Annotated in this window: 25 protein-coding genes; 2 read left to right on the forward strand and 23 right to left on the reverse strand. The window is 42.9% G+C overall.

Translation table 11 applies throughout. The features are described from left to right. Window positions 1-13: 13 nt before the first annotated feature. Window positions 14-667 (reverse strand): BON domain-containing protein, encoded by a 654-nt coding sequence (locus AC1MCB_RS03155; protein ID WP_479967295.1) that lies wholly within the window; start codon window positions 665-667, stop codon window positions 14-16. A gap of 126 nt (window positions 668-793) precedes the next feature. Here AC1MCB_RS03155 and AC1MCB_RS03160 point away from each other — a divergent pair, with 126 nt between their 5' ends. Beyond that, complete coding sequence (locus AC1MCB_RS03160) at window positions 794-1849, forward strand: response regulator (RefSeq protein WP_479967296.1); 1056 nt, start codon at window positions 794-796, stop codon at window positions 1847-1849. An 87-nt stretch (window positions 1850-1936) separates the two neighbouring features. Here the strand turns inward: AC1MCB_RS03160 and AC1MCB_RS03165 are convergent, their stop codons facing one another. After that, on the reverse strand, window positions 1937-2779 hold the full coding sequence (locus AC1MCB_RS03165) for a universal stress protein (protein WP_479967297.1): 843 nt from the start codon (window positions 2777-2779) through the stop codon (window positions 1937-1939). A gap of 211 nt (window positions 2780-2990) precedes the next feature. On the opposite strand from AC1MCB_RS03165, the gene AC1MCB_RS03170 reads away from it, so the two are divergent. After that, on the forward strand, window positions 2991-3518 hold the full coding sequence (locus AC1MCB_RS03170; protein ID WP_479967298.1) for a DUF892 family protein: 528 nt from the start codon (window positions 2991-2993) through the stop codon (window positions 3516-3518). 721 nt (window positions 3519-4239) lie between these two features. Here AC1MCB_RS03170 and AC1MCB_RS03175 read toward each other — a convergent pair. The 21 genes from AC1MCB_RS03175 to AC1MCB_RS03275 all read right to left on the reverse strand — a co-directional run bounded on the left by AC1MCB_RS03175 (window position 4240) and on the right by AC1MCB_RS03275 (window position 24136). Further along, window positions 4240-4623 carry a GerW family sporulation protein gene (locus AC1MCB_RS03175; RefSeq protein ID WP_479967299.1) on the reverse strand — a complete coding sequence of 128 codons (384 nt, stop codon included), beginning with the start codon at window positions 4621-4623 and terminating at the stop codon, window positions 4240-4242. A gap of 26 nt (window positions 4624-4649) precedes the next feature. Continuing rightward, entirely contained in the window at window positions 4650-5162 is a 513-nt protein-coding gene (locus AC1MCB_RS03180) for a hypothetical protein (protein ID WP_479967300.1), read from the reverse strand. A gap of 192 nt (window positions 5163-5354) precedes the next feature. Next, window positions 5355-6344 carry a 2-hydroxyacid dehydrogenase gene (locus AC1MCB_RS03185; RefSeq protein ID WP_479967301.1) on the reverse strand — a complete coding sequence of 330 codons (990 nt, stop codon included), beginning with the start codon at window positions 6342-6344 and terminating at the stop codon, window positions 5355-5357. A gap of 32 nt (window positions 6345-6376) precedes the next feature. Continuing rightward, window positions 6377-7009: a Crp/Fnr family transcriptional regulator gene (locus tag AC1MCB_RS03190; RefSeq protein WP_479967302.1), complete on the reverse strand. Its 633-nt coding sequence runs from the start codon at window positions 7007-7009 to the stop codon at window positions 6377-6379. A gap of 146 nt (window positions 7010-7155) precedes the next feature. Further along, complete coding sequence (locus tag AC1MCB_RS03195) at window positions 7156-7569, reverse strand: DUF6691 family protein (RefSeq protein ID WP_479967303.1); 414 nt, start codon at window positions 7567-7569, stop codon at window positions 7156-7158. Window positions 7570-7573: 4 nt separating this feature from the next. Beyond that, on the reverse strand, window positions 7574-8131 hold the full coding sequence (locus AC1MCB_RS03200) for a YeeE/YedE family protein (protein ID WP_479967304.1): 558 nt from the start codon (window positions 8129-8131) through the stop codon (window positions 7574-7576). Between the two features lie 7 nt (window positions 8132-8138). Next, window positions 8139-8975, reverse strand: a complete 837-nt coding sequence (locus AC1MCB_RS03205) for a universal stress protein (protein WP_479967305.1) — start codon at window positions 8973-8975, stop codon at window positions 8139-8141. A 68-nt stretch (window positions 8976-9043) separates the two neighbouring features. Then, on the reverse strand, window positions 9044-9355 hold the full coding sequence (locus AC1MCB_RS03210) for a rhodanese-like domain-containing protein (RefSeq protein WP_479967306.1): 312 nt from the start codon (window positions 9353-9355) through the stop codon (window positions 9044-9046). Window positions 9356-9366: 11 nt separating this feature from the next. Then, window positions 9367-9663 carry a thioredoxin gene (gene trxA / locus AC1MCB_RS03215; protein ID WP_479967307.1) on the reverse strand — a complete coding sequence of 99 codons (297 nt, stop codon included), beginning with the start codon at window positions 9661-9663 and terminating at the stop codon, window positions 9367-9369. Window positions 9664-9668: 5 nt separating this feature from the next. Then, the gene (locus AC1MCB_RS03220) at window positions 9669-9890 is read right to left on the reverse strand and encodes a DUF6132 family protein (protein WP_479967308.1); all 222 of its coding nucleotides are present in this window, start codon (window positions 9888-9890) and stop codon (window positions 9669-9671) included. Beyond that, the gene (locus AC1MCB_RS03225; protein ID WP_479967309.1) at window positions 9874-10110 is read right to left on the reverse strand and encodes a hypothetical protein; all 237 of its coding nucleotides are present in this window, start codon (window positions 10108-10110) and stop codon (window positions 9874-9876) included. Before AC1MCB_RS03225 ends, AC1MCB_RS03220 begins: the two co-directional genes overlap by 17 nt. 138 nt (window positions 10111-10248) lie before the next feature. Continuing rightward, window positions 10249-11655 carry a rhodanese-like domain-containing protein gene (locus AC1MCB_RS03230; RefSeq protein ID WP_479967310.1) on the reverse strand — a complete coding sequence of 469 codons (1407 nt, stop codon included), beginning with the start codon at window positions 11653-11655 and terminating at the stop codon, window positions 10249-10251. 976 nt (window positions 11656-12631) lie between these two features. Beyond that, entirely contained in the window at window positions 12632-14359 is a 1728-nt protein-coding gene (locus tag AC1MCB_RS03235; protein WP_479967311.1) for a bifunctional metallophosphatase/5'-nucleotidase, read from the reverse strand. Between the two features lie 48 nt (window positions 14360-14407). Then, window positions 14408-15496 carry a c-type cytochrome gene (locus AC1MCB_RS03240; protein ID WP_479967312.1) on the reverse strand — a complete coding sequence of 363 codons (1089 nt, stop codon included), beginning with the start codon at window positions 15494-15496 and terminating at the stop codon, window positions 14408-14410. Between the two features lie 356 nt (window positions 15497-15852). Continuing rightward, window positions 15853-16467 carry a TlpA family protein disulfide reductase gene (locus AC1MCB_RS03245; protein WP_479967313.1) on the reverse strand — a complete coding sequence of 205 codons (615 nt, stop codon included), beginning with the start codon at window positions 16465-16467 and terminating at the stop codon, window positions 15853-15855. A gap of 21 nt (window positions 16468-16488) precedes the next feature. Then, a complete protein-coding gene (locus AC1MCB_RS03250; RefSeq protein ID WP_479967314.1) occupies window positions 16489-17586 on the reverse strand; it encodes an efflux RND transporter periplasmic adaptor subunit in 1098 nt (365 codons plus the stop codon). Between the two features lie 4 nt (window positions 17587-17590). Beyond that, entirely contained in the window at window positions 17591-20791 is a 3201-nt protein-coding gene (locus tag AC1MCB_RS03255; RefSeq protein ID WP_479967315.1) for an efflux RND transporter permease subunit, read from the reverse strand. A gap of 8 nt (window positions 20792-20799) precedes the next feature. Beyond that, window positions 20800-22179: a TolC family protein gene (locus tag AC1MCB_RS03260; RefSeq protein ID WP_479967316.1), complete on the reverse strand. Its 1380-nt coding sequence runs from the start codon at window positions 22177-22179 to the stop codon at window positions 20800-20802. A gap of 99 nt (window positions 22180-22278) precedes the next feature. Continuing rightward, on the reverse strand, window positions 22279-22632 hold the full coding sequence (locus AC1MCB_RS03265; RefSeq protein WP_479967317.1) for a hypothetical protein: 354 nt from the start codon (window positions 22630-22632) through the stop codon (window positions 22279-22281). Between the two features lie 138 nt (window positions 22633-22770). Further along, window positions 22771-23157 (reverse strand): DUF302 domain-containing protein, encoded by a 387-nt coding sequence (locus tag AC1MCB_RS03270; RefSeq protein ID WP_479967318.1) that lies wholly within the window; start codon window positions 23155-23157, stop codon window positions 22771-22773. A 175-nt stretch (window positions 23158-23332) separates the two neighbouring features. Beyond that, a complete protein-coding gene (locus AC1MCB_RS03275; protein WP_479967319.1) occupies window positions 23333-24136 on the reverse strand; it encodes a sulfite exporter TauE/SafE family protein in 804 nt (267 codons plus the stop codon). Window positions 24137-24289: the final 153 nt, after the last annotated feature.

Below are 24289 nucleotides of genomic sequence, written 5' to 3' on the forward strand. Positions count from 1 at the left end.
ATGTTTTGATAATTTAATAAACAACTGCTAACTGGTCCTCTACTTCCGATACCCCAGGAGCTGAGGCAATCGCACGTTCTATCGTGGTACGCTCATTCCATGACCGTGCAGTTCCTTTTATAATGACTTTATGTCCCTCGATCTTCACCAAAATACGATCGACTTCGAGGTCTGCACACCTTTCCAGGGCCTTGTGAATGTTTGCTTTTATGACATCCTCATTTGTTGTAGGTTTCACAGTAATGCCGTTGCTAATACCGGTTACTCCCCGTAACTCGCTAATATATTGTTCCGCAGCTTCCTTCTGATATATCCAGTCAACTTCACCTTCTAAATACACCCAGCCTTCATCCACACGTACTGAAAGTCTGTCATGAGGAATAGAAGTATTCCAATCAAGGGTTCTTAAAACACTTTCGGCAATCTGGGTGTCAGTGAGGTTTTTTGAACTAACGCCACGAACGGCAATGTCTTCTGCTACGGCTCTAACACCCTTAACACGCTTTGTTGCCTTTTCAGCGGCTAATTTTTCTGAATACGAATTCACAACTCCACTTAAGGTGACAATGCCATGCCTTACAGATACTCCAATCTCCGATGCATTTAACCTTGGCTCCCACTCAAGTTCAGCGGTTACATTTCTCTGTATTTGTAAATCGGTCCCCATCTCTTTTTAAATAAAACTAAGCTTGCCGATGATATTGATATTTGATTTTTGTCAGTTTGTACATTGATTTTAATCAGATAAATAGGTAACTTAAATATATCTACCAAGGATTAACTCCCGTGCAGGATGAAGAAAATATTATTAATCGAAGATGATCCGGAATTCAGGGAAAATATAGCCGAAATTCTACAGCTATCTAACTACCAGGTAATCATTGCTGATAACGGCAAGAGCGGCATTGAGAAATCTCTAAAGGAAAGGCCGGATCTGATAATCTGCGATGTGGTGATGCCTGGACTGGATGGCTATGGTGTCATCCATGTATTAAGCCGGCACCCGGATACTTTTGCTATACCCTTTATTTTTTTAACCGGGAAAGCCGGAGATGAAGACCTGCATAAAGCTTTAGGTATGGGAGCCGATGCATACCTGATCAAGCCTTTCAATGAAGCAGAGCTTTTGAACATTCTTGAGGTCCGGCTGCGCAAAGCTGAGATCCTTAAACGAAATGTGTCCTATGATAAAAACGGGATCTCATCATTCATCCAGGAAATTAATCGTTCCGACGACTTTAACCTGGTATCTACAGAGCGTGATGTGCGCACCTATAAGAAAAAGCACCTGCTATATTCGGCCGGTGAACGTCCGACGACAGTATACTTTGTAAATAGGGGAAAGGTCAAGGAATACATGATCAACGACCAGGGAAAAGAATTAATTACGAATATTTACAGTAAAGGAGACTTTTTTGGATATTCGGCTATACTTGAACAGTTCGACTATACTGAGACGGTTCAAATACTGGAGGATGCAGAACTAATGCTGATTCCAAAAGGCGACTTTATTCAATTAATTTATAATAATCATGATGTGGCCCGAAAATTCATCTTACTCCTTTCACAGAACGTGCATCAGAAAACCGAGCGGCTAATCAATATGGCTTACAATTCCCTTAGAAAGAAAGTTGCGACGGGAATCATTGATGTTATCGATAAGTTTAAGGATCAACGAAATGGTAAACCTATCATTCAAATTTCCAGGGAAGACCTGGCCAATTTTGTAGGCTCTGCCCAGGAGTCGATGATAAGGACGCTAAAAGATTTTAAGACAGAAAAGCTGATTGAAATTTCTGACGGGGATATTCTAGTATTAAATGAGCAAAAACTAAGGGCCCTCACATAATCCTGATGCTGTCATAGGGATTCAACCCTGGAATAGTGCTGAACGATTAATGTGACGAATAAATGTGATAGTATCAACAACTGCCCATTATTTATGATGAGCTATAAATAAAGGTGACTTCGTATTTTTCATTAATACATCTGCCATACTGGGTTTAAAAAATCTGGATACCATCCCCCTGCGATAGGCACCTAAAACGACAATCGCCTGATGTTGTTCTTCCAAATAATCGACCAGTTCCGCCTCAGGATCACCTTTCAATATTTTTGTTTTGGCAGTAGGGTAATGTGAACGTATAAATTCTTTGACTAGCCTTTGATCCATAATGGATGAGTCATCCTGCTCATAATCTTTGGCATAGACGATCTCCTGGGGCATTTCTTTAAACTCAGGTAAAAGGTAGTTGAACATTTTCGCGGCGTAAACTGCCGAAGGTTCACCATCATAAAGTATCACCACTTTTTCGATTGGATGATGAGTGGACGGTACCAGTATGACCGGGCACTGCACGTCCATCAATACATCACGAATGAACTGGGTAGGTTTAGCCTCATCCAGATGATTCATTTTTTCATCCTGGCTGATAATCAGAAGATCCGCATAAATGCTTTCCTTAACCAGTTCGTGTATTGCAATACTTCGGTCGTGATGAATCATAGTTTCTACCTTTGCATGAGTACAAGCATTTATAAAGGTTTTTACCGACTCTTTGCGAGTTTCCTTATCCTTTTCCATAAGCTCTTCTACTAAGTACGAAGGCACACCCTGGCTCCCGACCATATCAAAAAGCCGGAAGTTATGTCTGGTAAAATCATCCATAAATACACCGGTCAACATTCTGTCTTTAATATTGCAGGCCAGCTCCAAAGCATACTGTTGTGTGCTTTTCGAATATTGTAGCCCATCGAAAGCTGCTATGATCTTTTCCATGGTTTCCTAATTATAATTTAAGATAGTGGGAGAGGACAAGTATTTCGATGATGCTGGTTAGCGGATTTACTGACCTTCGTCATACATCAAATTCATCACTAAGTTTGATCAAAATCAGATAACTTATTAATAGCTGTCAGCATTAAATTGTCAATTGATTCGCATATTTATGTAAAGACCATTCCAAACTTTATGGATATAATCTTTGAAAATGGAAGTTATTTATACATTGAGGCAACTGCTAACCTGGTATTTGCAGGGCCTGCTTGAAACAGAAAAAGCTTTGTTAAGCTCCTTTACATCCGGGGAGTATTCGGAAACTTCAGATAGATTAAAAGAAACAATTGCCCGGTCGGAATTCCTCTGCACCCAGCACATCGCAGAACTTCAACCAATCCTCCAGGGAATATCTGAATCTTATGATTTTACTCGGGTATCCTTTGCTGTTGACGGTATTAGTTTGGACTTTTATGAACTTATGGGGCGCATCAAAGACATTGAGACAGCTGACGCGGCCATAATTGTCTACTTGAAAACAATGTGTCATTATAAGATGACCGGCTACGATATAATTGCTTCTTATGCGAGGCTGTTACATGATGAACACCTTGCTGGAAGGATGCAAGATCTGTTAATTGATGAAAAGCACTTTGATGACACCTTGACCAAACTTGTCGAATCGCACGGAAGCGTCCATGTTTACTCTCACCAGATGCGACCTCCGGGGGAATCGAGTTGAAACTCTTAATTATTGGAATGTTAGAAATTGTCCGGAGAGGATGTTATTTTATTCATTTTTCCGGCTAAGTTAAGCAAGGCTTCAGTAGATCACCCGGGTAAATTGCGTTATACAAGTATTAATTAAATTGGCGAAGCTAATGATCCTCCGTTGTTTCCTGCTCTGGCTCCCAATGATCGTGGTCGCATTCGCAAATGCGGCCTTTCGGGAAACAGTACTAACCAAGAAGCTTTCGGAACTCCCTACGCAACAGCTGTCCACGCTAACATTACTCATTTCGCTCTATGTCTGGTTTATATATCCTTTTCTTAAAATTAACAATGCAACGGATGCTTTTTAATCGGAATGATCTGGGTTATTTTAACGGTTATCTTCGAATTTTTGTTAGGCAGGATCTTAAAACAATCCTGGACGAGTCTTTTTAACCAATACGATATCTTATCTGGAAGTATCTGGCTTTTTTTCATCCTCTGTCTGTTCTTTTTGCCTTACTGGATTTACTTAACAAAAACATAAAATAACCTCACTCAGGTTTCTTTCTGCCATGGGAATGTGTTGGCATATTGTCAGCTTTGAATATGCCTTCTTCATCAGCTATTATATCAAATTAAACGCAGCTTGGATGCTTGTTCAGAAACATTTGAGGACGGGTGACGATTTTATAAGTTAATCGCGAATACCAATAATTTAAATGCCTATATCACCCAGCCGCTGTACCCTCTTATTGACCGTTATCCGCTCTTTGCTTTTGCTTATCCATAAGTTTCTCGAAAAGCTCGGGCACCTTTTCAAAGGCTGCGCCTAATCCGCTGCTCGTATGGGTTGAAATGAAGGAGATCTTGTCAGCTCTGGTAACAAGGAAGCCTATAGGTGCTACTCCCAGGCCACCGCCACCGCCAATACCGGTTCCTTCACCTTTACCCTTTCCCGGATTGTCTCCGTGGCCCTCACCGCCGCCATATCCAATGCCAATGCCGAATTTAATCACTGGTACACAGGTGAATTCCCCCAACTGAAACGATTGTCCAACCACTGTTTCAGTTTTTGCTTCATTTGCCAAAAAATCAGTAAGACGTTTTACTGCTTCTTCATAATTGATTGCCATGGTGTTTTTTATTAAGGTTTACAAATTCATTTTATCCAGGCGTATAACAGCCGCCATGGTTGATTTTTCATTCTTATAAAAAAGTAAGTCTGGTCTTCAAAATTTATATAAAAGTGTTTCCCGATGTGTGGGAAGAAGTTGAATGGATACAGGAAGAGATGTCTAAAATGATCGTTAGCATCAAGCGCTAATTGCCACTCTGTTACGCGAAATGTTAAACACATTTTTAAGAAACGCTGCCAGGGGATTTTTGAACCGCTTCCACCTTTCCTGCTTTTCTTTGGAATGCTTTTCCTTTTAATTTTTTTCTTCCTGGGTTGATCTAAAAGCGTTCTGCTGAGAGACCATTCTTTATGAAACATGAATATGCGAACCTTCAGAAACCAGTCTTCGTTCTCATAGATAACCAGCGCTTTGCCTATAGTAACCCAATTGAAATACGCATGCGGAACCCTGGTATCGATATCCATTTCAATCGGCGACAGCAACAGCCAACCGATAATAAGCAGAAATATTAAGGCAATTATTATACAAAACATAACGCATTTTTCTGAAAGATAATGCTCCTTCGTCAAATCAAGACTATTCGCTGTGTCAGACTTGGTTGACTAACTAATTAAATAAAAAAGAAATTTTTATTTTCAACTGTCGTCAGTTCCTTAGATGACAGACGTCATCAATAACGCCTTTGCCCCATATTGATGGCAGAATGAAGTTAAATCCGGGCTGACCTATAGCGCATTTGGACATGATGCATTTTTGCTGAAGCAATCCAGATTGTAGGCAGTGGTTTCGGCGATATTTTTTAAGGCGGTATCTGTAAGAAAACCCTGATGGCTGGTTATTAAAACGTTTTTGAATGTTATTAGCCTGGCAATCACATCATCATTTAAAATATCCTCGGAATGATCTTCGAAGAAAAGATTGCTTTCCTCCTCATACACATCCAACCCCACATGCCCGACCTGCCCTGATTTAAGTGCATTTATTACGTCCATTGTGTTAACCAGGCCACCCCGACTGGTGTTGATCAGCATTACACCTTTTTTCATATTGGCAATTGCAGATTCATTGATCAAATATTTAGTCTCTGGTGTTAAAGGAGCGTGAAGCGTAATGATATCGGATTGCTGACATAACGATGTGAAATCTGTGTATCTGGCGTCGTACTTCTTGATTAACTCCTCATTTTCTGTTCTATCATTCACCAGAATATGACAACCAAAGCCATAGAGTATTTTTGCTACGATCTGACCGATCTTACCGCCTCCAATAATACCCACTGTCTTTCCGTGCATATCAAATCCCACTAAGCCATCCAATGAAAAGTTCTGGTCCATTATCCTGTTGTGGGCACGAATCAGCTTCCGGTTTAGAGCGAGCATCAAAGCGACAGTATGTTCGGCCACCGCAAAAGGGGAGTATTCAGGAACATGCGCGACCTTTATATTCAGTCTGCTCGCCTCGGCCAGATTTACGTTATTATAACCAGCTGAGCGAAGCGCCAGATATTTGATTCCCATTTTACTCAGGATCCGCAAAACCTCTGCTGAGGCATCATCGTTGACGAAAATTGACACAGCCTCGGTTCCTTCGGCAAGCGCTGCGGTGTCCGGAGAAAGGCCGGTGATAATATATTTTACATCGTAACTGCCGTTCAAGGCCGTTTCAAGATAGCTTCTCTCAAACTTGTAGGTACTAAACACTGCTATTTTCATCATTAATTATTAAGCAGACAAAGATTTAGTCACACTCAGCTAAAAACTTCCAATAGTTTGATTTCATTTCGGTAAAGGAGGATTTTACCCTCATTTTCCAGTTGCTTTAAAAGGCGGGAAATTACTACCCTGGAAGTAGCAAGTTCATCAGCTATCACGTAATGCGAAACCTTGATAAGGCGGGAGCCAGATAATCGTTGCTTTTCTTTTAGGTAGGCGATCAGACGCTCATCCAGTTTATGAAATGCGATACTTTCGATAGACTTAAGTAATTCTAAAAAGCGTTCATTGAAGCTCCGCATAATGTAGTTTTTCCAGCTGGGATACTTGCACAGCCATTCATCCAGTTTTGTATGCGGAATAGCAATTAGTTCAACGTCATCTTCGGCGATCGCCTTAATTTCACTCTTTTTAGCCTCCACGCAACAACTGTAAGCCATGGAACAGCTTTCGCTGCTTTCTAAATAGTACAGAAGTATTTCTTTTCCGCTTTCATCCTTTCGGAGCACTTTGATAGTGCCTTTCACGATGATTGGCATCATGCGGATGTATTTATCATAATCCATGATGATTTCCCCTTCAGTGAAATGTTTTAATTCTCCGTATTCTTCCATCTCCTTAATCAGGGCTGGTTCAAACGTAGAATGAAAAGCAGCGAGGGAATTCATAAATTTCAAATGATAACATTAAATGCAAGTATCGGAAATACTTGCCTTGATTGTCAAAGTTATCATTATTGTAGGTCTTCCCCCGGATAAATTAGTCAGGCAATAAAATAAACTGAAAGGTGTGGGGCCTATTAAGAGAGCTGTCTTTAATGAGGGAGTTTAGTTCTCAATACGCCATACAAATAAGTTCCAACCAGCGCAAAGAAAAACACGATGCCCATTGACAAAAATCCGTAGCCGATATTCACTACCATTGGTCCGGGGCAGGCACCGCTTAAAGCCCATCCAAGGCCGAATATTGATCCGCCTAACAAGTAACGCCAAAGCGACTTATCCTTTGGGCTGAACTGTATAGGGTTACCGTGATAGTCCCTTATATTGTACTTTTTGATCAGAGCAACTCCTATGACGCCCAATATTACCGCCGTTCCGATGATCCCATACATGTGGAAGGACTGAAACCGGAACATCTCCTGAATGCGAAACCAGGAAATAGCTTCTGATTTTGCCATTACAATTCCAAAGACGATACCGAGTAAACCAAATTTCAAAAACTTCATATCATTAAAAAATTAACGGGAATATTAAAAATGTCATTATTAGACCACCGGCGAAAAAGCCAACGACAGCTATCAGTGATGGTATCTGCAAATCGGACAAACCGCTGATCGCGTGTCCCGAAGTGCAGCCACCTGCATACCGCGAACCAAATCCCACCATTAAACCTCCGAAGGCCAGGACGAGGAAACCCTTTAGTGAAAAGGCTGATTCCAGACTGAACAGTTCCTCAGGTTGTAATGACTGCGGAGCGGCAAAACCTAACTCTTGAAGGTCAGAAATAGTCGACTGTGCAATCTGTACCGGTCCGCCAGTTGATAGGAATTCTTTCGCGATAAAACCACCGGCAATAGCGCCAGCCAGGAAGACCAGGTTCCATATTTGGGTTTTCCAATTGAAGTCAAAAAACTTAACCTTTTTTCCCAGACCGCTAGCGGCACAAATAGTCCTTAGATTGGAAGAAAAGCCAAAGGACTGGCCAAAAAATAAAAGGAAAAACATGATTGCCGCTATCAAGGTGCCTGAAAACCACCAGGACCATGTTTGTGTAATTATATCTATCATGATTTTACTAGATTGTTAGATGGAATGAAATAATAGGTTTAAAAAGATGATTGATCAATTTCTCGGTCGCACTGCGGTGAAACAAGCCGCCTTTACCATGTGTACCGATATATACCAGGTCCATATCATGCATCTGGTTAAAATGGATCACCCCGTTTTCAACGTCCTTGTCGTTTATTAAATGACATTCATAATTACTAAGGTCATTCAGATTCGCGAAAGCTCTCATGCTTGATTCTACGTTGCTCGTTTTATCCTTCACTTTCTGAGAGGTTATCTGAAGTAAATGGATCTTCATATCAAATGCTTTACTCAACTTTTGAAGCAGTGAAAGCTCTTCTTTGACGGGATTACTGAAATCATGAACAAATAAAATGTTGTTAATACTTAAATCCGACCGGTCGCACATTAATGAGAGCACAGGTGTCTTGGATCGGCGTGCAACGATCTGTGTTTCCGACCCTGATACAGTTTCCGAGAATCCCCATGCGCCCTTGGTTCCCATGACGATTAGGTCAAAATGATTCTGATTTGAGAAATCCAAAATGGCATCAGTAGTCTTACCTAAGACCAGGTGTGTATGAACCTGATCCCCATACAGGCTTTTTATTTCTGTAAGTTTTCTCTCTGCAATCTCTTTTTGTGTTAAAACATAGTTAACATCAATTTCCCCGCAGGTTTGAATCTGCCCCAGAGAATCCATAAACACCGTATCAGGCACACCCATAACGTGGAGAAAATGAACTTCTATAGCCACTTTTTCTTCCAGCTTTTTTACCATCAGGTAGGCGTATTCGGCTTGCACCGAAAAATCGGTTGGAATAAGAATCTTTAAACTTTCCATTATTTTAAATGTCTTTCTAAAATGTTATCTGCATATCTGGATTTCCAAATCCGTCAAATCCCGGGCGCTCACTTTATATATTGATTTACATCTTCCCATGAACCGCCGTTAAACACATTGCTGAATCCGTTTTGATCAAGAATTACTTTAGCCTGTCCACTTCTGTTACCACTGCGACAAAATACTACAATGTTTTTCTTGTCCTTGAATTGAGCTAGTTGGAATTGCACGGTATCCAGCGGAATGTTCACCGAGCCCTTGACATGTCCCTGGGCAAATTCTCCTGGCGACCGGACATCGACTAAAAACGCGCCCTCATCAATAACTTCTTGCAAATTGACAGGTACTGAACCTCCGAAAAGCTGTTTAAATATGTTCATTTTATTAAATTTTATTTTGTGTATTGTTTGATTGCAGCAAGTAGGCTGCTCTTTTGTACTACACCGCTCTGTCTCCATAATGGCTTGCCGTTCTGAAAAAGGATGAGGGTAGGTACGCCTCTAACCTGGTAATCAGAAGCTGCCTGCTGATTTTTATCCACATCTACCTTAAGAACCGTAGCGGCTTCTCCTAGTTCCTGTTTTACATCTTTCAGGATAGGGGCCATAACCTTACATGGACCGCACCATTCTGCGAAGAAATCCACAAGAACTGGCTTGTCAGAATTGATTATCTCTTTAAATGTCATGCTCTTTATTTTTCTTCTGTGATCACTTCGTCTTTCTTTTCTTTCTTAAACATTCCTGCAACCAGCCCGCCCATTACTGCACCATAGATGCTGCTGTTCACAGGATCGGAGGTAATAGCGCAGGTGCCCGAATTACATCCTACCTGCTGCCAGTAAAGGAAACCGGCGATTGTGCCCAATATAGCACCGGCCAGAAAATGCACATTCTTGTTAAACCACTTCTTCATAACTGGTTTCGTTTATTGATTTCCCAGACTTCCGGGCAGGAGCAGCGCAAGCGGCCGTACCACAGCACCCGGCATTGAAAAGCGCCATTCCACCGAATAATAAACCAGCCGCACCCAGCAGTAAGTCCTGAAGAACTACCGCCTGCCCGATAATCCCGATGCCAATCAAAAGGCGGATGAATCTGACGATTGTCCAATTTTGGAGGATTGTATCTTTCATTTCGTTGCTTATTATTTATTATGTTTTCTCTCTCTGTTAGTGCAAATATACCAGCTGTTTCATCGCTTATCGGTAACATTACAATGTTGCGGGCAATAGAATGGCTGCCGCTTTGTAACAGCAGCCATTATCTTCTTGTTATACCCCGCTCACAACCGGCTCTCCGGCACCAACCCATTCGTTAATACTTCCGGAGAAGTTCGCCACATTGCTAAATCCATTACGAGCCAGGATCGAATAGCCGATAGTTGCCCGGTCGCCGCTTTGGCAATGAATAATCACCTGCCGATCTTTGCTTATCTTTTCCAGGTTTTCAGGCAAAGTACCTACGAAAACATTATCCGCTTTCGCAATATGTCCCTCTTTATATTCCGTAACACCTCTTAGGTCAACTATCTGTACTCCGTTGTTTTGGATCAGACGCTTCGTTTCTTCCAGTGAGATGACATTCGCCTTCTTTAAACTGCCACCGCCTTCTGTCCAGACAGAAGTGCCAGGAATGTAACCCTCAATCTTGTCCAAACCAATACGCATCAGTTTACGGGTCAAATCTTCCAGCTGCGATTCATCTGCCAGCAGCATAAAAGGCTCATCGTATTTTAACAACCAACCAGCCCAGGTGGCGAATGAATTATTTCCCTGAATGTTGATGCTCTCCGGGATAAAACCTGCTGCAAAATCCGCCTTAACTCTTGCGTCAATCAGTTTCATGCCGTTGGCGAGATTTTCCTTTAAGGTATCTGCCGAAAGCTTCTTAAGCTGGGGTATTTCGGTTATTAAAGGCCGCTCCACTTTATTAAGCTTCTTCATCATTGCAAAGTATTTCGGCGGCTCGGGTTGATCTTCAAGAAGATACTTAGTAAAGCCTGCTTCGTCATCCGCAAATTGAAACGCCCAATTTCTTAACTTTTCATATCCGACAGTAGTGCTTGGTACAGACCCAAGGGATTTACCACATGCGGATCCGGCACCGTGACCAGGCCATACCTGCACATAATCCGGCAGGGCCGCAAACTTCTTAATAGACTGAAACATCTGTTTAGCCCCTATATCCTGGGTACCTTTCATGCCGGCAGCTTTTTCAAGCAAGTCTGGCCTGCCGATATCGCCAACAAAGACAAAGTCTCCGGTAAAAAACATGATCGGTTTATTAATAGCAGGGTTATCCGTTAGCAAAAAGCTGATGCTCTCCGGAGTATGCCCGGGAGTATGTAATACATCAAAGCTTAGGTTTCCAAGGGTAATCTTATCGCCGTCTTTTAAACCGATATGCGGAAATTCATATTCCCAGCCCTCACCGCCTTCGTCAGATAAATACATATCTGCGCCGGTCAGTTGAGCCAGTTCTCTGGAGCCTGCAAGAAAATCAGCATGTATATGAGTTTCCATTACGTGCGTGATCTTCATATTGTTCGCCTTCGCAATTTCTAGGTATGTATCCACATCCCGTTTAGCATCGATAACTGCGGCTACCCCGGCTTTCTGACAGCCGATAAAATAACTGGCCTGTGCAAGGCTCTTGTCGTAAATGTGTTGAAAGAACATAGTTTTTAGTTTTGATTATCTGATATACAAAGGTGCAACGATCTTCGTTAGAAGTCGGTAACATTAGTTGCATTCGGAGGGGTTAAGCACTCCGTTAAATACTTTATTAGAATATGTGTGCAATGCTTTTCTCCCTTATTAATCCGCATCCAATTATGCGGAATTTTTTGCCAGAAAAGCTTTTTATTTATTCTTCACCCTTTGGAAATATTAGCTCCTGCTTTATCAGGAAGGTGTGAAAGGCATTCGCCACCCATATAAATTGCAGGAGTGGTACTGCTGGTAAAAGCTCGCACAATTCTCAAAGCGAACCACCATATCTCAGTAGCTCCGCTACGTGCAGGATAATCTCGATAAAATGATCTGAAGATTAAAACCTGAGGATCTCCCAAATATCGCTGAAGCGAATGAGTAAGCAGATGTGTGCGGTAATTCTTACTTGGACACTGCCTGAAATAGTTTTTCCGGATCTGTAGATGGACCCTCCTTCAAGGCGTCGAAATCACCTCTAAGGTACTTGAGTGCAAATCTTTCCCGGTCAATCTCTTTTAAAGACCGGACTCCCATTTTCCTGAAAAGTGGCATTGGCGGGCATCATCCCTGTATGCTGCAGCAGAAAAGTTAAAACCACTCCGGGTAGGATTAGCCATTTCTTACTGACTGTCTGACTGTCGCAGCAAACAAAACTCCAATGCCCGCAAGGGCGCTTGCATTGGTAATGAGCAGTCTGTCCATATACCATTCCCTCTCCAGTTGCTTGATTATGGTTGTTATACCAGCCTCAGCAAGTCTGGAGTAGTAGCGTATATTATTCCAAAGCTCTTGTTCTATCTTCTGATTTATCGAGTCTGGAGTATTCTCTCAACTCTGTCATCTTGCGTCGCCAGAAATGATAGTCTCCAGAAAAACAAGAGAAACTGTTATCTGTTCTGGAGGACAGAACCTATCTGATGTCCACTCGGATTACCAGGACAATTTAGACAAACTTATAATCATAGCCTTCCAGTTGTGATAATAAATCGGCCTGCACATCAGTTGCGGTTACCCTTCCTTCAATTTTTGGCGACACAGGGGAATGAACTGCCAGGTACTCCGTCATGATCTGATGCAATGTAGAACCAAGCTTTTTGGCGTTTTTCACATTCTCTACGCGGCATAGTGTATCGTCCGGATCTCCTTCACGCTCACATGCTACAATACTATAGAGTTTATCCTTGATGAGAGGTTCACCTTTTACTTTTACCCAGTTCAGTCGTTTCCCTTTTTCATTATACGCTGTGAAATTGATTTCCATACCGCTAAAACGTACTACCCATCCGCCAAAACGTTCTGACGGTTTTTCTGAAAAGACATTGTGTAATTCCTTTTCCAGCCAGTCGCTTAATTGTTGACCGGTAATTTTTCCTCCTTTGGCGTCACTTTCTACAGGGAGCATACTCCAAAGGAAATCAACATTAATTTCGGACGTACCGGTCTTAGGATCAGGTACCAATGGCGGACAGAAACGGAAGCCATTGCTCAACGCAATATCTGGCTTAAATTTCCACATGATGGCATCCGTAATCATATTATCCATTGGGTTTTCCAGAACATAGTACCTCACAAGAGGGACTGTACTTTTGCCGATTACTTTATTTAGCTCGTGCTTATAAGGCTCCTTGGCATTCTCAACAAGGCCTAACATGGTCGTATCGGGCTTGTATTTATAGGGATCTACATCCAGTAACTGGTAATTATGATCTTTTATCTTTCCGTCTTCTATAACAATATCCAGTTTTGAAATGAAAGACCCAAAAGCTCCGGGTTCTGTAACCTTAGCATATTTAGCGTCAATCGGCACGCGTACCCGTTCGTGAGTATCGGCTCCCAGGATATAATCCACTCCTTCAATTTCTTTGTTATTGCCAAGGTCCACCTGCTGGGCCAGGCCCATATGGGTTACCAGGAATACCATTTTACAGTTTTCGTAATCCTTCAGATAGCGAATGTATTTTGCCACATTCAGCTCCGGTTTCGTAAAATTTATACCCTCACTATATGCCGGTGATTGCCGCTTTGGAGTTAGCGGATCATTGTATCCGATAAAACCTATTTTAATCCCCGCCAGCAAAGTAGTCCAGTGAGGCGGAAACATTAATTCACCATTCTCACTATCCTTCGTATCATGAAACATGTTAGCGCAAATCTTTTGTGCCTGGTAATTACCTAGGTCTTTGCGCATCATCTCCTTGCCATAAGCAACCTCCCAATTGCCGGGAAGGATCAGGTCGTAACCCATTTTATTGATCAAGGGTACAATGGCCTGTCCTTCACTTAAAGAAGCGACTCCTCCGCCCTGGAAACAATCGCCGCCATCTATGATCAGGGTATTCCCCGGATTTTGTGCCCTCAAAGTCTGAAGCATAGTTTGCAGGACAGCAAAACCACCGCGCTTTTTGTACACGGGCCGATTTCCTTCCCAAAAAAACTCGTCATGAGTATCCAGCTGAGAATGAATGTCTGCTGTATGCAGTAACGTGATCCGTTGAGCTTTACCATTTTGCAATGTCCTGCTCGTCAAGATTTCCCTCTCCTGATAATCATCTCCTGTGATGGCAGAGGCGATCTGTGGAAGACCTGCTAAAGCAAATCCCGCCAGACCGGCAGTTTTTATAAAATCGCGTCTTGTATTGCAATCACAACTTAAAGTTTTAGTATTTGACATTGATTTTGGTTTTTGTTGGTTTGATTTTTATCAACCTGATATAATAGGTCAGTTGGCATTTTTGTAAAATTTCTCGATTGGCTCATAGGGTCCATACTTATGCTGGGCCACAGAAAACTTGTCGGCATATGGAGCGAAGGGAAAGTCTACAGGTTTTTTGCTGAAATCTTTCCAGTCGTTTTTCTGATCCCTATGAGGGCGGGTTTGTGAATTCACGTAGGCTGCCACATCCCAAGCTTCCTTATTGCTAAGCTGTGTATTTTCGTGGGTAGCTCCTAAAGGCATATTGTTTTTAACATAGCCGGCGAAGCGGGAAAGTCTGAATAAGCCGGCCCCGTCATTGTAACTGTGTTTTCCCCACAAAGGAGGGTAGAGGTAACCGGTTTTATCCGGATTTGCCAATCCTTCGCCGTTCTGTGCATGGCAGGATTGGCATTTACCACTGTAAACGATTGCCCCTTTGTTAGGGTCGGCTGCACGATCTAAATAAGCCAGGTTTTGAATTCCGGCGCCTTCGGGCGTTTGCCCCTTTTTGATACCGGTGCCCAGCCACTTCATATAAGCCAGCATTGCTTTCATCTCTTTGCCGGCACTATCCGGCGCCCGGCCGTTTAAACTGCGTTCGAAACAATCGTTAATCCGTTTCACTATAGTCTCTTTGGTGCCTGAACGGGCACGGAATTTAGGGTAGGTAGAATACACGGCCGAATAATTATTACCCCAGGGTTTTGTACCGGCATCCAGGTGACAATTCTGGCAGTTCATTCCATTACTAATGGCTGCAACTTTACCATGGGGGCCGAAATAGGCAGAAGTATTTGCAATAAGTTCTTTTCCATAAAGGATTTCCTCACCCTCCTTTCCGGTTGGCAAGCTACTGGCTTCCGGAGCTGTCCACAGGGTACTTGCAGTCTTTACAGATTGAGGTTGTGCTAGTACGGGAGACAGGGCTGGCCCTGATGAGGTCGGTTGGACTGTCGTGGCAGGAGTGCTTTGACCAGTCCGCGTACCTAAATCTATCAACGTTCCTATAAAAACAAGAGCGACAACGATAAACAGGCCAGCGATGATGACCACCGAACGAGAAATGCTTAGGATAGCCTTCTCAATTTCCACTTTTAATTGATTTCCAGACATTCCATATACTTTTTAAAGCTGCTCCCGATATGCATGCAAGCATGTAATTGCCAACTATAAATTTAACTGTTGGGTAAAGTTTTATAGGTAACATAAGTTACATTCGGGATTTTAAGAGTTCATTTAAATGTTAAAAACCACTTCTGGTGGTATAAGGCCCTTTCTTATTGGCTGTGGACAAATTAATATCCTTAAATCCTACTAGTACGCGCGCATTGGTGGCGCAATCTATCCCAAGCTATTTTCTATATGCGTCTTTGATTGAAACGATCCGGACCGGCAGTGACGAATATTCACCGCCGTCCGGATCGTTGTCTGTAAAACCTGCTTTCTGTGCCGGAGACAACAAATCAAGTTTACTTTGACAACTCATTTAGAAACTTTTCCATCTCCGGTGTATCATAATTAGCCATCCCTTCATGCGCAAACACAATTTCTCCTCTTGCATTAATAATGACCGTTGTCGGTAGGCTTCCCCGAAATAATTGTTCGGGTATTTCCCCTGTCGGGATGTAAACCGGTAGATCGTATTTTTTCTTCTTTATAAAAGCGGTGGACTTTTCAAGTTTACCATCAGCATCTGCCAGCACAAAGACCACGTTTTTGTTATTCTTAAACTTACTGTAAAGGCGATTTACTGATGGCATCTCGGCGATGCAGGGAGGGCACCAGGTAGTCCAGAAATTCAGAAATACAACTTTACCCTTTAACCTGGCCAAATCGATGGTAATCCCTTCCGACGATGTAAAGAGTGCGGATGAAACAACTGGTAAATTTTCGCCGGTTGTTTCAGCGGTAGGTACAGCCCCAGGCTTCGGTTCTAAGCCAGTTATATCCGCATCAAACAATCCGGTTCTGACCATTCCGGTCATCAGAAGACCTTTAGCCTTCGGACTAAATACCAGGATAGAAATGAAGATAAGGGTGATAACAAACCCAATATTTGATTTTAAACTTTTAATTATGTTCATGATTTTCGATTTATACTATTCTTACTTTTTTATTGAGACTGCCGTTCCTTCTTCCAATTCTTCGGAACCTTTTTTCACAATCTGATCTTTGACACTAATATTGGCGAACACCTCCTGCAAAGAATCACGCCGTGTACCTTCAATAACCGGCACACGTTGAACTTTCCCGTTTTGCAGTGTGAGCAGAAAGATGCCGGTCTGGGTATGAATTAAGCTTGTTGCCGGAACCCATAAAGTGGAATCTGGTCTTTGCAGTTTAAGGTTAACCTGGGCATATTCGCCGCCTTTTAACGTTTGTGAGGAATTCTCAACGTCAAACTCGGCCATTATAGCCCGGGCTGTCCCGTCCAGAAGACCGCTATTTCGAGACAGCTTTGAGTTATATACCTTTCCCGGTCTGCCAGACACAGTAAAGGTCACTTTTGTCTCCGGATTCATTGATTGAGCATGCTTTTCCGGAATGGCGACCATTAAGCGCAGGTCATCCTGCTGAGCAAGAGAGAACAAGGGCTTCTGATTGTTTTCGCCTACCAGGGCACCAACAGAAACATTCCGATCCATGATCGTCCCGTCAAAAGGAGAGGTGATTCGAAGATACTTTTCTAATTGTCCGGAAGCACTGGTCTTTGCTTTAGCCGCCATGTAGGCAGCGCTGTCACTCCGATACTTCGCTCTGACCCGATCAAGTTCTATTTCCGCGACGGCTCCGCTTTTTAGTGCTGCCTTGTTCAGACGTTGAAAAGCCTGCCTGCTATATTGATAATCTTCATACAATTTTCGCTGATCGGATTGAACCGACAGATACTGCTGGCTAACTTCCGGGGCTTCCAATACCGCCAATAACTGCCCTTTCTTTACCTTGCTTCCGCGGTCGACAAATATTTGTTTGATAAATCCTTTTGCTTTTGGAAAGATATCAACTTGCTCATTAGGGTTTAATTCACCCGGTAGTGAGAGTGAGTATACCGGACGATCAGATATAGCGTATACTATTTCCACCTCCAGGCTTTTTTTGTCGTCCGGAACCCGACTAGCATTAGCGCTTTCTCCCGGCGAACAGGCTGAAAGCCCGACAATACTGATTGTAGTAATAAATACTAGGATATTTTTAAAGTACATAAGGTTAGTTTGTTAAAATGGTTCTTTCTTTTATGTGTTGATCAAGTGCAAACTGGCTTTCTATATCATCAGGATCCAGCGAATTGCTTATCCGGCCTGAATTTTTTCGGGCGGATGTGAACAAATGCGGCAAGACTAATAAAGTGGTCATAGTTGAAAAAATTAACCCACCGATTACTGCCTGAGCAAGAGGAGCAACCTGTTCAGCGCCGTCTCCCATACCCACCGCCATCGGCATCATTCCGGCTATCATTGCCAGCGTTGTCATTATGATTGGTCTCAATCTGGACGATGCAGCTAAAAACGAAGCTATCGGAGCGTTCAATCCCCTTTGATATCGGTTATGCTCGGCTTGATTTATCATGAGCACCGCGTTAGATACTGAAATTCCGACAGACATGATGATCCCCATATAGGATTGAAGATTTAAGGTGCTTCCGAATAAAAGCAGCATCACTAAACTGCCGGCGAGCACCGCAGGCACTACCGACAAAATAATCGCTGACAATGCAAAGGATTGGTAGAATCCGGCAAGCATCAGGAAGATTACAACCACTGCGACAAGCAGCCCTGTCTGCAAGCCACTCAACGTCTCGTCAAGTAATTGCAAGGTTCCTTCGGTTTTGATCAATACTCCACGGGGTGGATCACCGGCGTCCTTAATCGCCTTTTTAACTGCCTTTGAAGCAGCTCCGAGATCCTGTTTATGGGTATTGGCCAGAACCGTTACATACCTGTTTGGCCCTTGTCGGTTCACCTGAGCAGCAAGTTTCATCATTTGCAGTTGAGCCACATCTTCCAGAACTGGTCTTAAAGAGCCGGATTTTAAGGGTAGGGAACGCAAGCTTTCCAATGACTGCATGTCTTTTTCAGGAATTTGCAATTGCACCTGGAAGACCAGTCCGGATTTCGGGTCCATCCACAGGTTTTTGTTGGTGAATCGTGTGGACGATGTGGCCAGTGTTAGTGCTTTGGTTACATCTTGCAGGGTTAAGCCAAACTGAGCTGCAAGTTCACGATCGATATTAATCTGAACACCGGGATATTGAAGGGGCTCAGCGATATGTACGTCTCGCAGGAAGGTATTTTTCTTTAACTCAGCTTCAATTTTTGCCGCATGGGTAGCCGCCACCTTCAAAGGTCCGGCAGCTACTTTTATCTGTATGGGAGTAGATGCACCCTGGCTCATGATCTTTTCGACCATTTCCATCGGTTCAAAGGTTAATTGGAGTTCCGGAAACTCACGTTTTACATCTTTCCTGATCTGGTCCTTCAGATCAACCATCGGTTGGTCATATATATACTGATCAACGGACACCTGTAATACGGCCTCGTGTGACGCACTTGTAAATAAAAAGATTGGATTAATTGCTGTTGCCGACGGCTGTAAGCCTGCGAAAGAGGAAGTGATCTTGATGGCACCCTCAGGCAAATTCTTATGGATCAGCGTTGTTACATCCTTCAAATATTTCTCTGTCTTTTCCAGCCTTGTTCCCTGCGGTGCAGCAATTCTCAACTGAATATCCCCGCTGTTGCCGGCAGGTAAAATGTCTGTTCCAATTGACATTACGCTAAGCACCACTATCACAATAACACTGACCGCATAAGCACTCAGTACTTTCCACGTATTGCGATCGAACTTTCTGGTTAACAGCAGATACTGGCGCTTAAATTTCTCAAAACGTGTCAGCTTCTTCTTCTTATAGCTTCCTTGATGATGATGGAACTGTTCAGGCTTCATCAGCCAGTTTGCCATAATCGGAACGAAGGTTTGAGAGGCTATAAAGGACGCGATCATGGCGAAAGCAACAGCCATTGAAAGCGGAAGAAACATGTCTTTAGGAATCCCCGTCATTAGAAATGATGGAACCAGGACGGCCAGAATACAAAGGAGGATAAGCAGCTTTGGAATAGATATTTCTAATAAAGCATCCAGAATGGCTCTCTCCTTTGGTTTCTCCATTTCAAAATGCTGGTGAATATTTTCAATGGTAACTGTTGTCTCATCCACCAGTACGCCGATAGCAAGAGCCAGCCCGCTAAGTGTCATGATATTGATCGTTTGACCAAACATATACAGCATAATCACAGCCGACAATATTGCGATGGGGATGGTGAGTACTACGATCAGGGCACCCCGTTTATCACCAAGGAATAGTAGTACCATCAACCCGGTAAGCACTGCGCCAAGTATTCCTTCATGTATCAGGTTATCCAGCGACCTTTCTATATACCCTGACTGGTCAAATACATATTTTACCTGCACGTCATCCGGTAAGGCTGCTTTAAGCATGGGAAGTGCCTTTTTCAAGTTGTCAACCGCTTTAAGCGTCGAGGCATCCGCTTTCTTTATAATTGGCAGATAAACCGATCGCTTGCCATTTACCACTGCATAACCGGTGGTAATGTCTGTTGCGTCTTCAACGGTTCCAATATCTCTGACAAAGATCGTAGTGCCAGAACCCGAACGGACAGGAATATTCAAGAACTCCTCAGGTCCCTTAGCAATAGAATTGACGGGACTCATCAGGTTCTGGTCGCCGATACGGATATTACCGGCCGGTGAAGGAAAATTATTCTTTGCTATAGCAGTGGTTATTTCTTCTGCTGACAGGCCATAAGATTGCATCAGCTCGGGATTCACTTTGACAACCATTGTTCGAACATTTGCTCCGAAAGGGGCAGGCGCAGTAATCCCGCTGATATTAACAAACATGGGCCTTACGCGAGTCATAGCTAAATTCTGGAGTTCGTTGATTGACCTTTTTGAGCTTTCAAAGGCCAGCTGACCAACCGGTAACGAGCTGCCGTCAAAGCGAACTACTTGTGGCGGGACAGCTCCGGGTGGTAGAAACCCCATGGCGCGGGATACCTGGGTTGACACCTCTGCCGCGGCCTGCGCCATATCAGAGCCGGGGTAAAAGGTAAGCTTCATCAGGGTAAAGCCCTGTATGCTCTTAAAATCAATGTCCTTTACACCGCTGACAAAGATGAGCACCTTTTGAAACTCGTTAGCCATAAAGCCATCCATGTAGGCGGGTGTAAGTCCGCCATAGGGCATAGCGATGTAAATTGCAGGAGACTCTATGGCTGGAAAGACATCGACATTTATCTTTTTTATTGCAGTAAAAGAAAAGTAGGCAATTGCCAGTATGGCAACCATTATGGTTGTGGGCTTTCGTAAAGCGAACCGTATAATATTCATGTAGTATCTTAATTAAACTGATTGGATAGATCACTGAAGTTTCCTGAAAGCTCAGATTTAATGATCACCTGATCCCATAATTGCTGGTAGGCTTCAATATTTACTTTTTCAGATTGCTGCAATAACAGTTCAATCTGAAGCAACTCGATTAAATTGATCAACCCGTTTTCATACCTTGATAAATAGAGTTCATAGGCCGAACGAGCATTTACAACAGCCCTGGAAGTGTTATTTACTTGCTTTATTTGCGTGCTAATGCGTGACTCTGAGGACTGTAACCCTGTACGAAGCTGTAACAACTTCAACTCATAGCGACTCTTGCTGGCATTCACTTGCTGAGCGGCCATCTTCTTTTCGATGCCGCTTGTATAAATATTGCTGATATTCCAGGTAAGGCCGATACCAACCAGGTAGTTGTTGGTGCCATTGTTGAAACTGGCCGGCCAGCTATTATCTACCAACTCGTCGCTGATACCGCTTGCGCGGAAAGACGTTCCTCCTAATATCGAGATAGAGGGAAATATTTTACGGGCAGAAAGCTCATGCAGGGCTTGATTCTGCAGGATTCGCTGGCTGATCCCGTCCAGATAAGGATGGCTGTTACCAACTGAATCTGCTGCGAGCAAACCCGTAGATGCGTTCAGAAATCTAGTGGTTACTATCGTCGAATTTTGTGGAGCAGCAGGAACAACTTCAGTGAACTGGATCCTGCTCGACAACATCTTACCTTCCCATTCGTTCAACTCGGCCTGTGTTTGAAGGTAAGTGGCGGAGGCAAGCAGGGTGTCTGCACCTGGTTTCAGACCGGCACTAGTTAAACTGGCGGAAAGGTCGAGGATCTTTTTAACACGGGCGGCATTCTGGCTGGCCCAATCTGCTTTCGCCTTATTGTAAAGCATGTTAATGTAGAGCCGTGACACTTTTATCTGCAACTCTAGTCTGGCTGCGTTTATTTCACTCCCGGCTTCCTTTACGGCGTAACCAGCCGCTTTCAAAGCCACCCGCCGCCGGCCGAATTCGAATATTTTCCAATCTGCCAGAGCCGAGCCAAACATGTTCCCCGATGAGGCCGCATCCGTACCGGTACCAACAGGACCGGTCACATTGAATGTTCCGGGAAGTGGGAAAAATGCCCCTGAAGTGCCTGAGGAACTTCCATATGAGTTTTGTACCTGAAGCTGCAAAGAGGGTAAAAAAGTTTGTTTTACCTGCTGTTTCTCAGCTTCAGCGAGTTGAAAGTTCGCCTGTTTCTCGGCGAGTGATGGATAACTATCGAAAGCAGCTTGCCAGGCCTGTTTCAGGGAAAATGCTTCTGTGGTTTGCGAAAAGGATTCAGTACTGACGATTATAGAGAATAGGGCCGCCAGATAAAGCCGTTGCTTTATCATATATATCTGTGTTAACTGGAATGAATAATTTATTTATCTGAGTTTTCCGACTGCATAAGGACACAGCGAATAAAACGTAGAGGAGATAAAAAAATTAAATCAAATCAGTAAACGACGATTTTTGAGATAAATAGGGGTGAGGCCTTTAGAAAAGGTGACTTCGGGGAAATGGTGATGGAGATTTTTAGCTAATAGTGCTTTTAACGAAAAAGCTGGTAGCAGGAAAAAAAATGAAAATATAAAAAGTGGTGTGTTTGATGACTGAGAGGAAGAATCATTTGTGAAAACTTCCTGGTCAGATGCGTTACAGAGTTCAGCGTCTGAAATCAAATGGCTTCCTGCCGTTGGTACTTTCTTTGTCAGGGCTAAATTTTCAACCCCCGCATTTTCAAATAACCAAAGATTGATCGTTTTTTTAACAGGGCAGGCAGATAATAAAAAGAGCGCCAGCAAAATGAAAGAAACCGGTCTGGTTTTTTTATTTTGACTTCGATCGATATTTATTAGGTGCTTCAACATTGTAACTGCGGCAAAACTAAGAAATTAAATTTGTTAAGCCTCTAGCGAATGTAATTATGTTGTTATACGGGTTTACAAACTGTCTATCACTCTTTGCAGTCTTTGACTTACTTCATGGGCAATTGATTTCAGCTCTGGGTTATTTACCGAAGCCATTGTTTCCATTGGATTTACCGCCGTAACTTCGGCTGTTTGTTCGTCTTTTTCCTGAAGGAGAATATTACAGGGAAGCAAAACACCAATCTTATCCTCCTTCTCAATAGCCTGATGGGCAAGGGCTGGATTACAGGCGCCCAGGATGCGGTACTCACGAAATTCCACATCTAACTTTTCCTTAAACTTAGTTTTCAGGTCTATTTCTGAAATAACTCCAAAACCTTCTTTATCCAAAGCGTCTTTAGTTCTTTCTAAGGCTTCGTTGATAGAATATTTTACCTGTTTTGATAGATTGTAAGCCATAATATTGGTAATCTCTAATTTGTTCGAAAGTGATAAAAGTTAATTCAAAAGTGGTTCTCAAAAAGGAGAGTCAACTTATTTTTATTTTAAAAGTTAGGCAACTTTGATTTAAGTTCATAGTAGCAGGAGCAAGTATTCCTGATTGACGTCTTTCAGGATAAAATTTGTTATCCGCTTATTGATGAAAAAACATTTCTTTTGCAATAATGTAAATGCCCATCACCAGAACAAACCAACCGAACCCGCTTTTCAACTTGTCGCCATGTATCTTTTTAGATAATACTGTACCCACGACGATGCCGATCACAGCTAAACCGGTGAAGCCGCCAAGCAGCTTCCAATCAATTGCTAAGCTCCCCTGAAGATCTCCGATAAAACCGATCATTGTATTGATGGCTATTATAAAAAGGGAAGTTCCAACAGCCATTTTCATGGGCATTTTAGCTAGCACTACCAGTGCCGGGATAATCAGGAAGCCGCCACCGGCACCTACTAATCCCGTCAGTATTCCTACACCGGCTCCTTCAATCAGGATCATTGGGTAGTTATAGGTAATATGTTTTTTTTCATCGTTGTCAGACCTTTTGCCTGGCCTGATCATACTAACCGATGCGAAAACCATCACTACTGCAAACAACAGCATCAGGGCCATGGGTTTAGTGACCGCCAGCTCTCCCACTGAAAAAAGTTCCTGCGGAATCATAGGCACCAGCCACATGCGGGTGGCATATACTGTTACAATGGAAGGGATGCTAAAAATGAGTACCGTCTTAAAATCTACCCGACCTTGCAGGGCGTTTTGCGTACCGCCAACAAGGGCAGTGGATCCTACAATAAATAAGGAATATGCAGTGGCAAGTACCGGGTTTATCCCCATTATATAAACAAGGATTGGAACCGTTAGAATGGATCCACCGCCACCGATTAATCCTAATGATATACCTACTACAGCGGCCAAAATAAATCCTAATATTTCCATGTATGCAAATTGTATATGCAAATATCTTATAAGCTCTGGCGAATTACGGTTACATATGTTACACAGCTATTTCCTGGAGTTTATTCAAAGCCGGGCCGCTCTTATGGTCGCGATAATTTCGCATTAGACAATACCAATCTAAATAGCCTGGAC

The organism is Daejeonella sp. AP26 (assembly GCF_056680515.1).

Coding starts and splice junctions, on each gene's coding strand:
- AC1MCB_RS03155 (WP_479967295.1), bottom strand. CDS start 667: ATGGGGACCGATTTACAAATACAGAGAAATGTAACCGCTGAACTTGAG.
- AC1MCB_RS03160 (WP_479967296.1), top strand. CDS start 794: ATGAAGAAAATATTATTAATCGAAGATGATCCGGAATTCAGGGAAAAT.
- AC1MCB_RS03165 (WP_479967297.1), bottom strand. CDS start 2,779: ATGGAAAAGATCATAGCAGCTTTCGATGGGCTACAATATTCGAAAAGC.
- AC1MCB_RS03170 (WP_479967298.1), top strand. CDS start 2,991: ATGGAAGTTATTTATACATTGAGGCAACTGCTAACCTGGTATTTGCAG.
- AC1MCB_RS03175 (WP_479967299.1), bottom strand. CDS start 4,623: ATGGCAATCAATTATGAAGAAGCAGTAAAACGTCTTACTGATTTTTTG.
- AC1MCB_RS03180 (WP_479967300.1), bottom strand. CDS start 5,162: ATGTTTTGTATAATAATTGCCTTAATATTTCTGCTTATTATCGGTTGG.
- AC1MCB_RS03185 (WP_479967301.1), bottom strand. CDS start 6,344: ATGATGAAAATAGCAGTGTTTAGTACCTACAAGTTTGAGAGAAGCTAT.
- AC1MCB_RS03190 (WP_479967302.1), bottom strand. CDS start 7,009: ATGAATTCCCTCGCTGCTTTTCATTCTACGTTTGAACCAGCCCTGATT.
- AC1MCB_RS03195 (WP_479967303.1), bottom strand. CDS start 7,569: ATGAAGTTTTTGAAATTTGGTTTACTCGGTATCGTCTTTGGAATTGTA.
- AC1MCB_RS03200 (WP_479967304.1), bottom strand. CDS start 8,131: ATGATAGATATAATTACACAAACATGGTCCTGGTGGTTTTCAGGCACC.
- AC1MCB_RS03205 (WP_479967305.1), bottom strand. CDS start 8,975: ATGGAAAGTTTAAAGATTCTTATTCCAACCGATTTTTCGGTGCAAGCC.
- AC1MCB_RS03210 (WP_479967306.1), bottom strand. CDS start 9,355: ATGAACATATTTAAACAGCTTTTCGGAGGTTCAGTACCTGTCAATTTG.
- trxA (WP_479967307.1), bottom strand. CDS start 9,663: ATGACATTTAAAGAGATAATCAATTCTGACAAGCCAGTTCTTGTGGAT.
- AC1MCB_RS03220 (WP_479967308.1), bottom strand. CDS start 9,890: ATGAAGAAGTGGTTTAACAAGAATGTGCATTTTCTGGCCGGTGCTATA.
- AC1MCB_RS03225 (WP_479967309.1), bottom strand. CDS start 10,110: ATGAAAGATACAATCCTCCAAAATTGGACAATCGTCAGATTCATCCGC.
- AC1MCB_RS03230 (WP_479967310.1), bottom strand. CDS start 11,655: ATGTTCTTTCAACACATTTACGACAAGAGCCTTGCACAGGCCAGTTAT.
- AC1MCB_RS03235 (WP_479967311.1), bottom strand. CDS start 14,359: ATGTCAAATACTAAAACTTTAAGTTGTGATTGCAATACAAGACGCGAT.
- AC1MCB_RS03240 (WP_479967312.1), bottom strand. CDS start 15,496: ATGTCTGGAAATCAATTAAAAGTGGAAATTGAGAAGGCTATCCTAAGC.
- AC1MCB_RS03245 (WP_479967313.1), bottom strand. CDS start 16,467: ATGAACATAATTAAAAGTTTAAAATCAAATATTGGGTTTGTTATCACC.
- AC1MCB_RS03250 (WP_479967314.1), bottom strand. CDS start 17,586: ATGTACTTTAAAAATATCCTAGTATTTATTACTACAATCAGTATTGTC.
- AC1MCB_RS03255 (WP_479967315.1), bottom strand. CDS start 20,791: ATGAATATTATACGGTTCGCTTTACGAAAGCCCACAACCATAATGGTT.
- AC1MCB_RS03260 (WP_479967316.1), bottom strand. CDS start 22,179: ATGATAAAGCAACGGCTTTATCTGGCGGCCCTATTCTCTATAATCGTC.
- AC1MCB_RS03270 (WP_479967318.1), bottom strand. CDS start 23,157: ATGGCTTACAATCTATCAAAACAGGTAAAATATTCTATCAACGAAGCC.
- AC1MCB_RS03275 (WP_479967319.1), bottom strand. CDS start 24,136: ATGGAAATATTAGGATTTATTTTGGCCGCTGTAGTAGGTATATCATTA.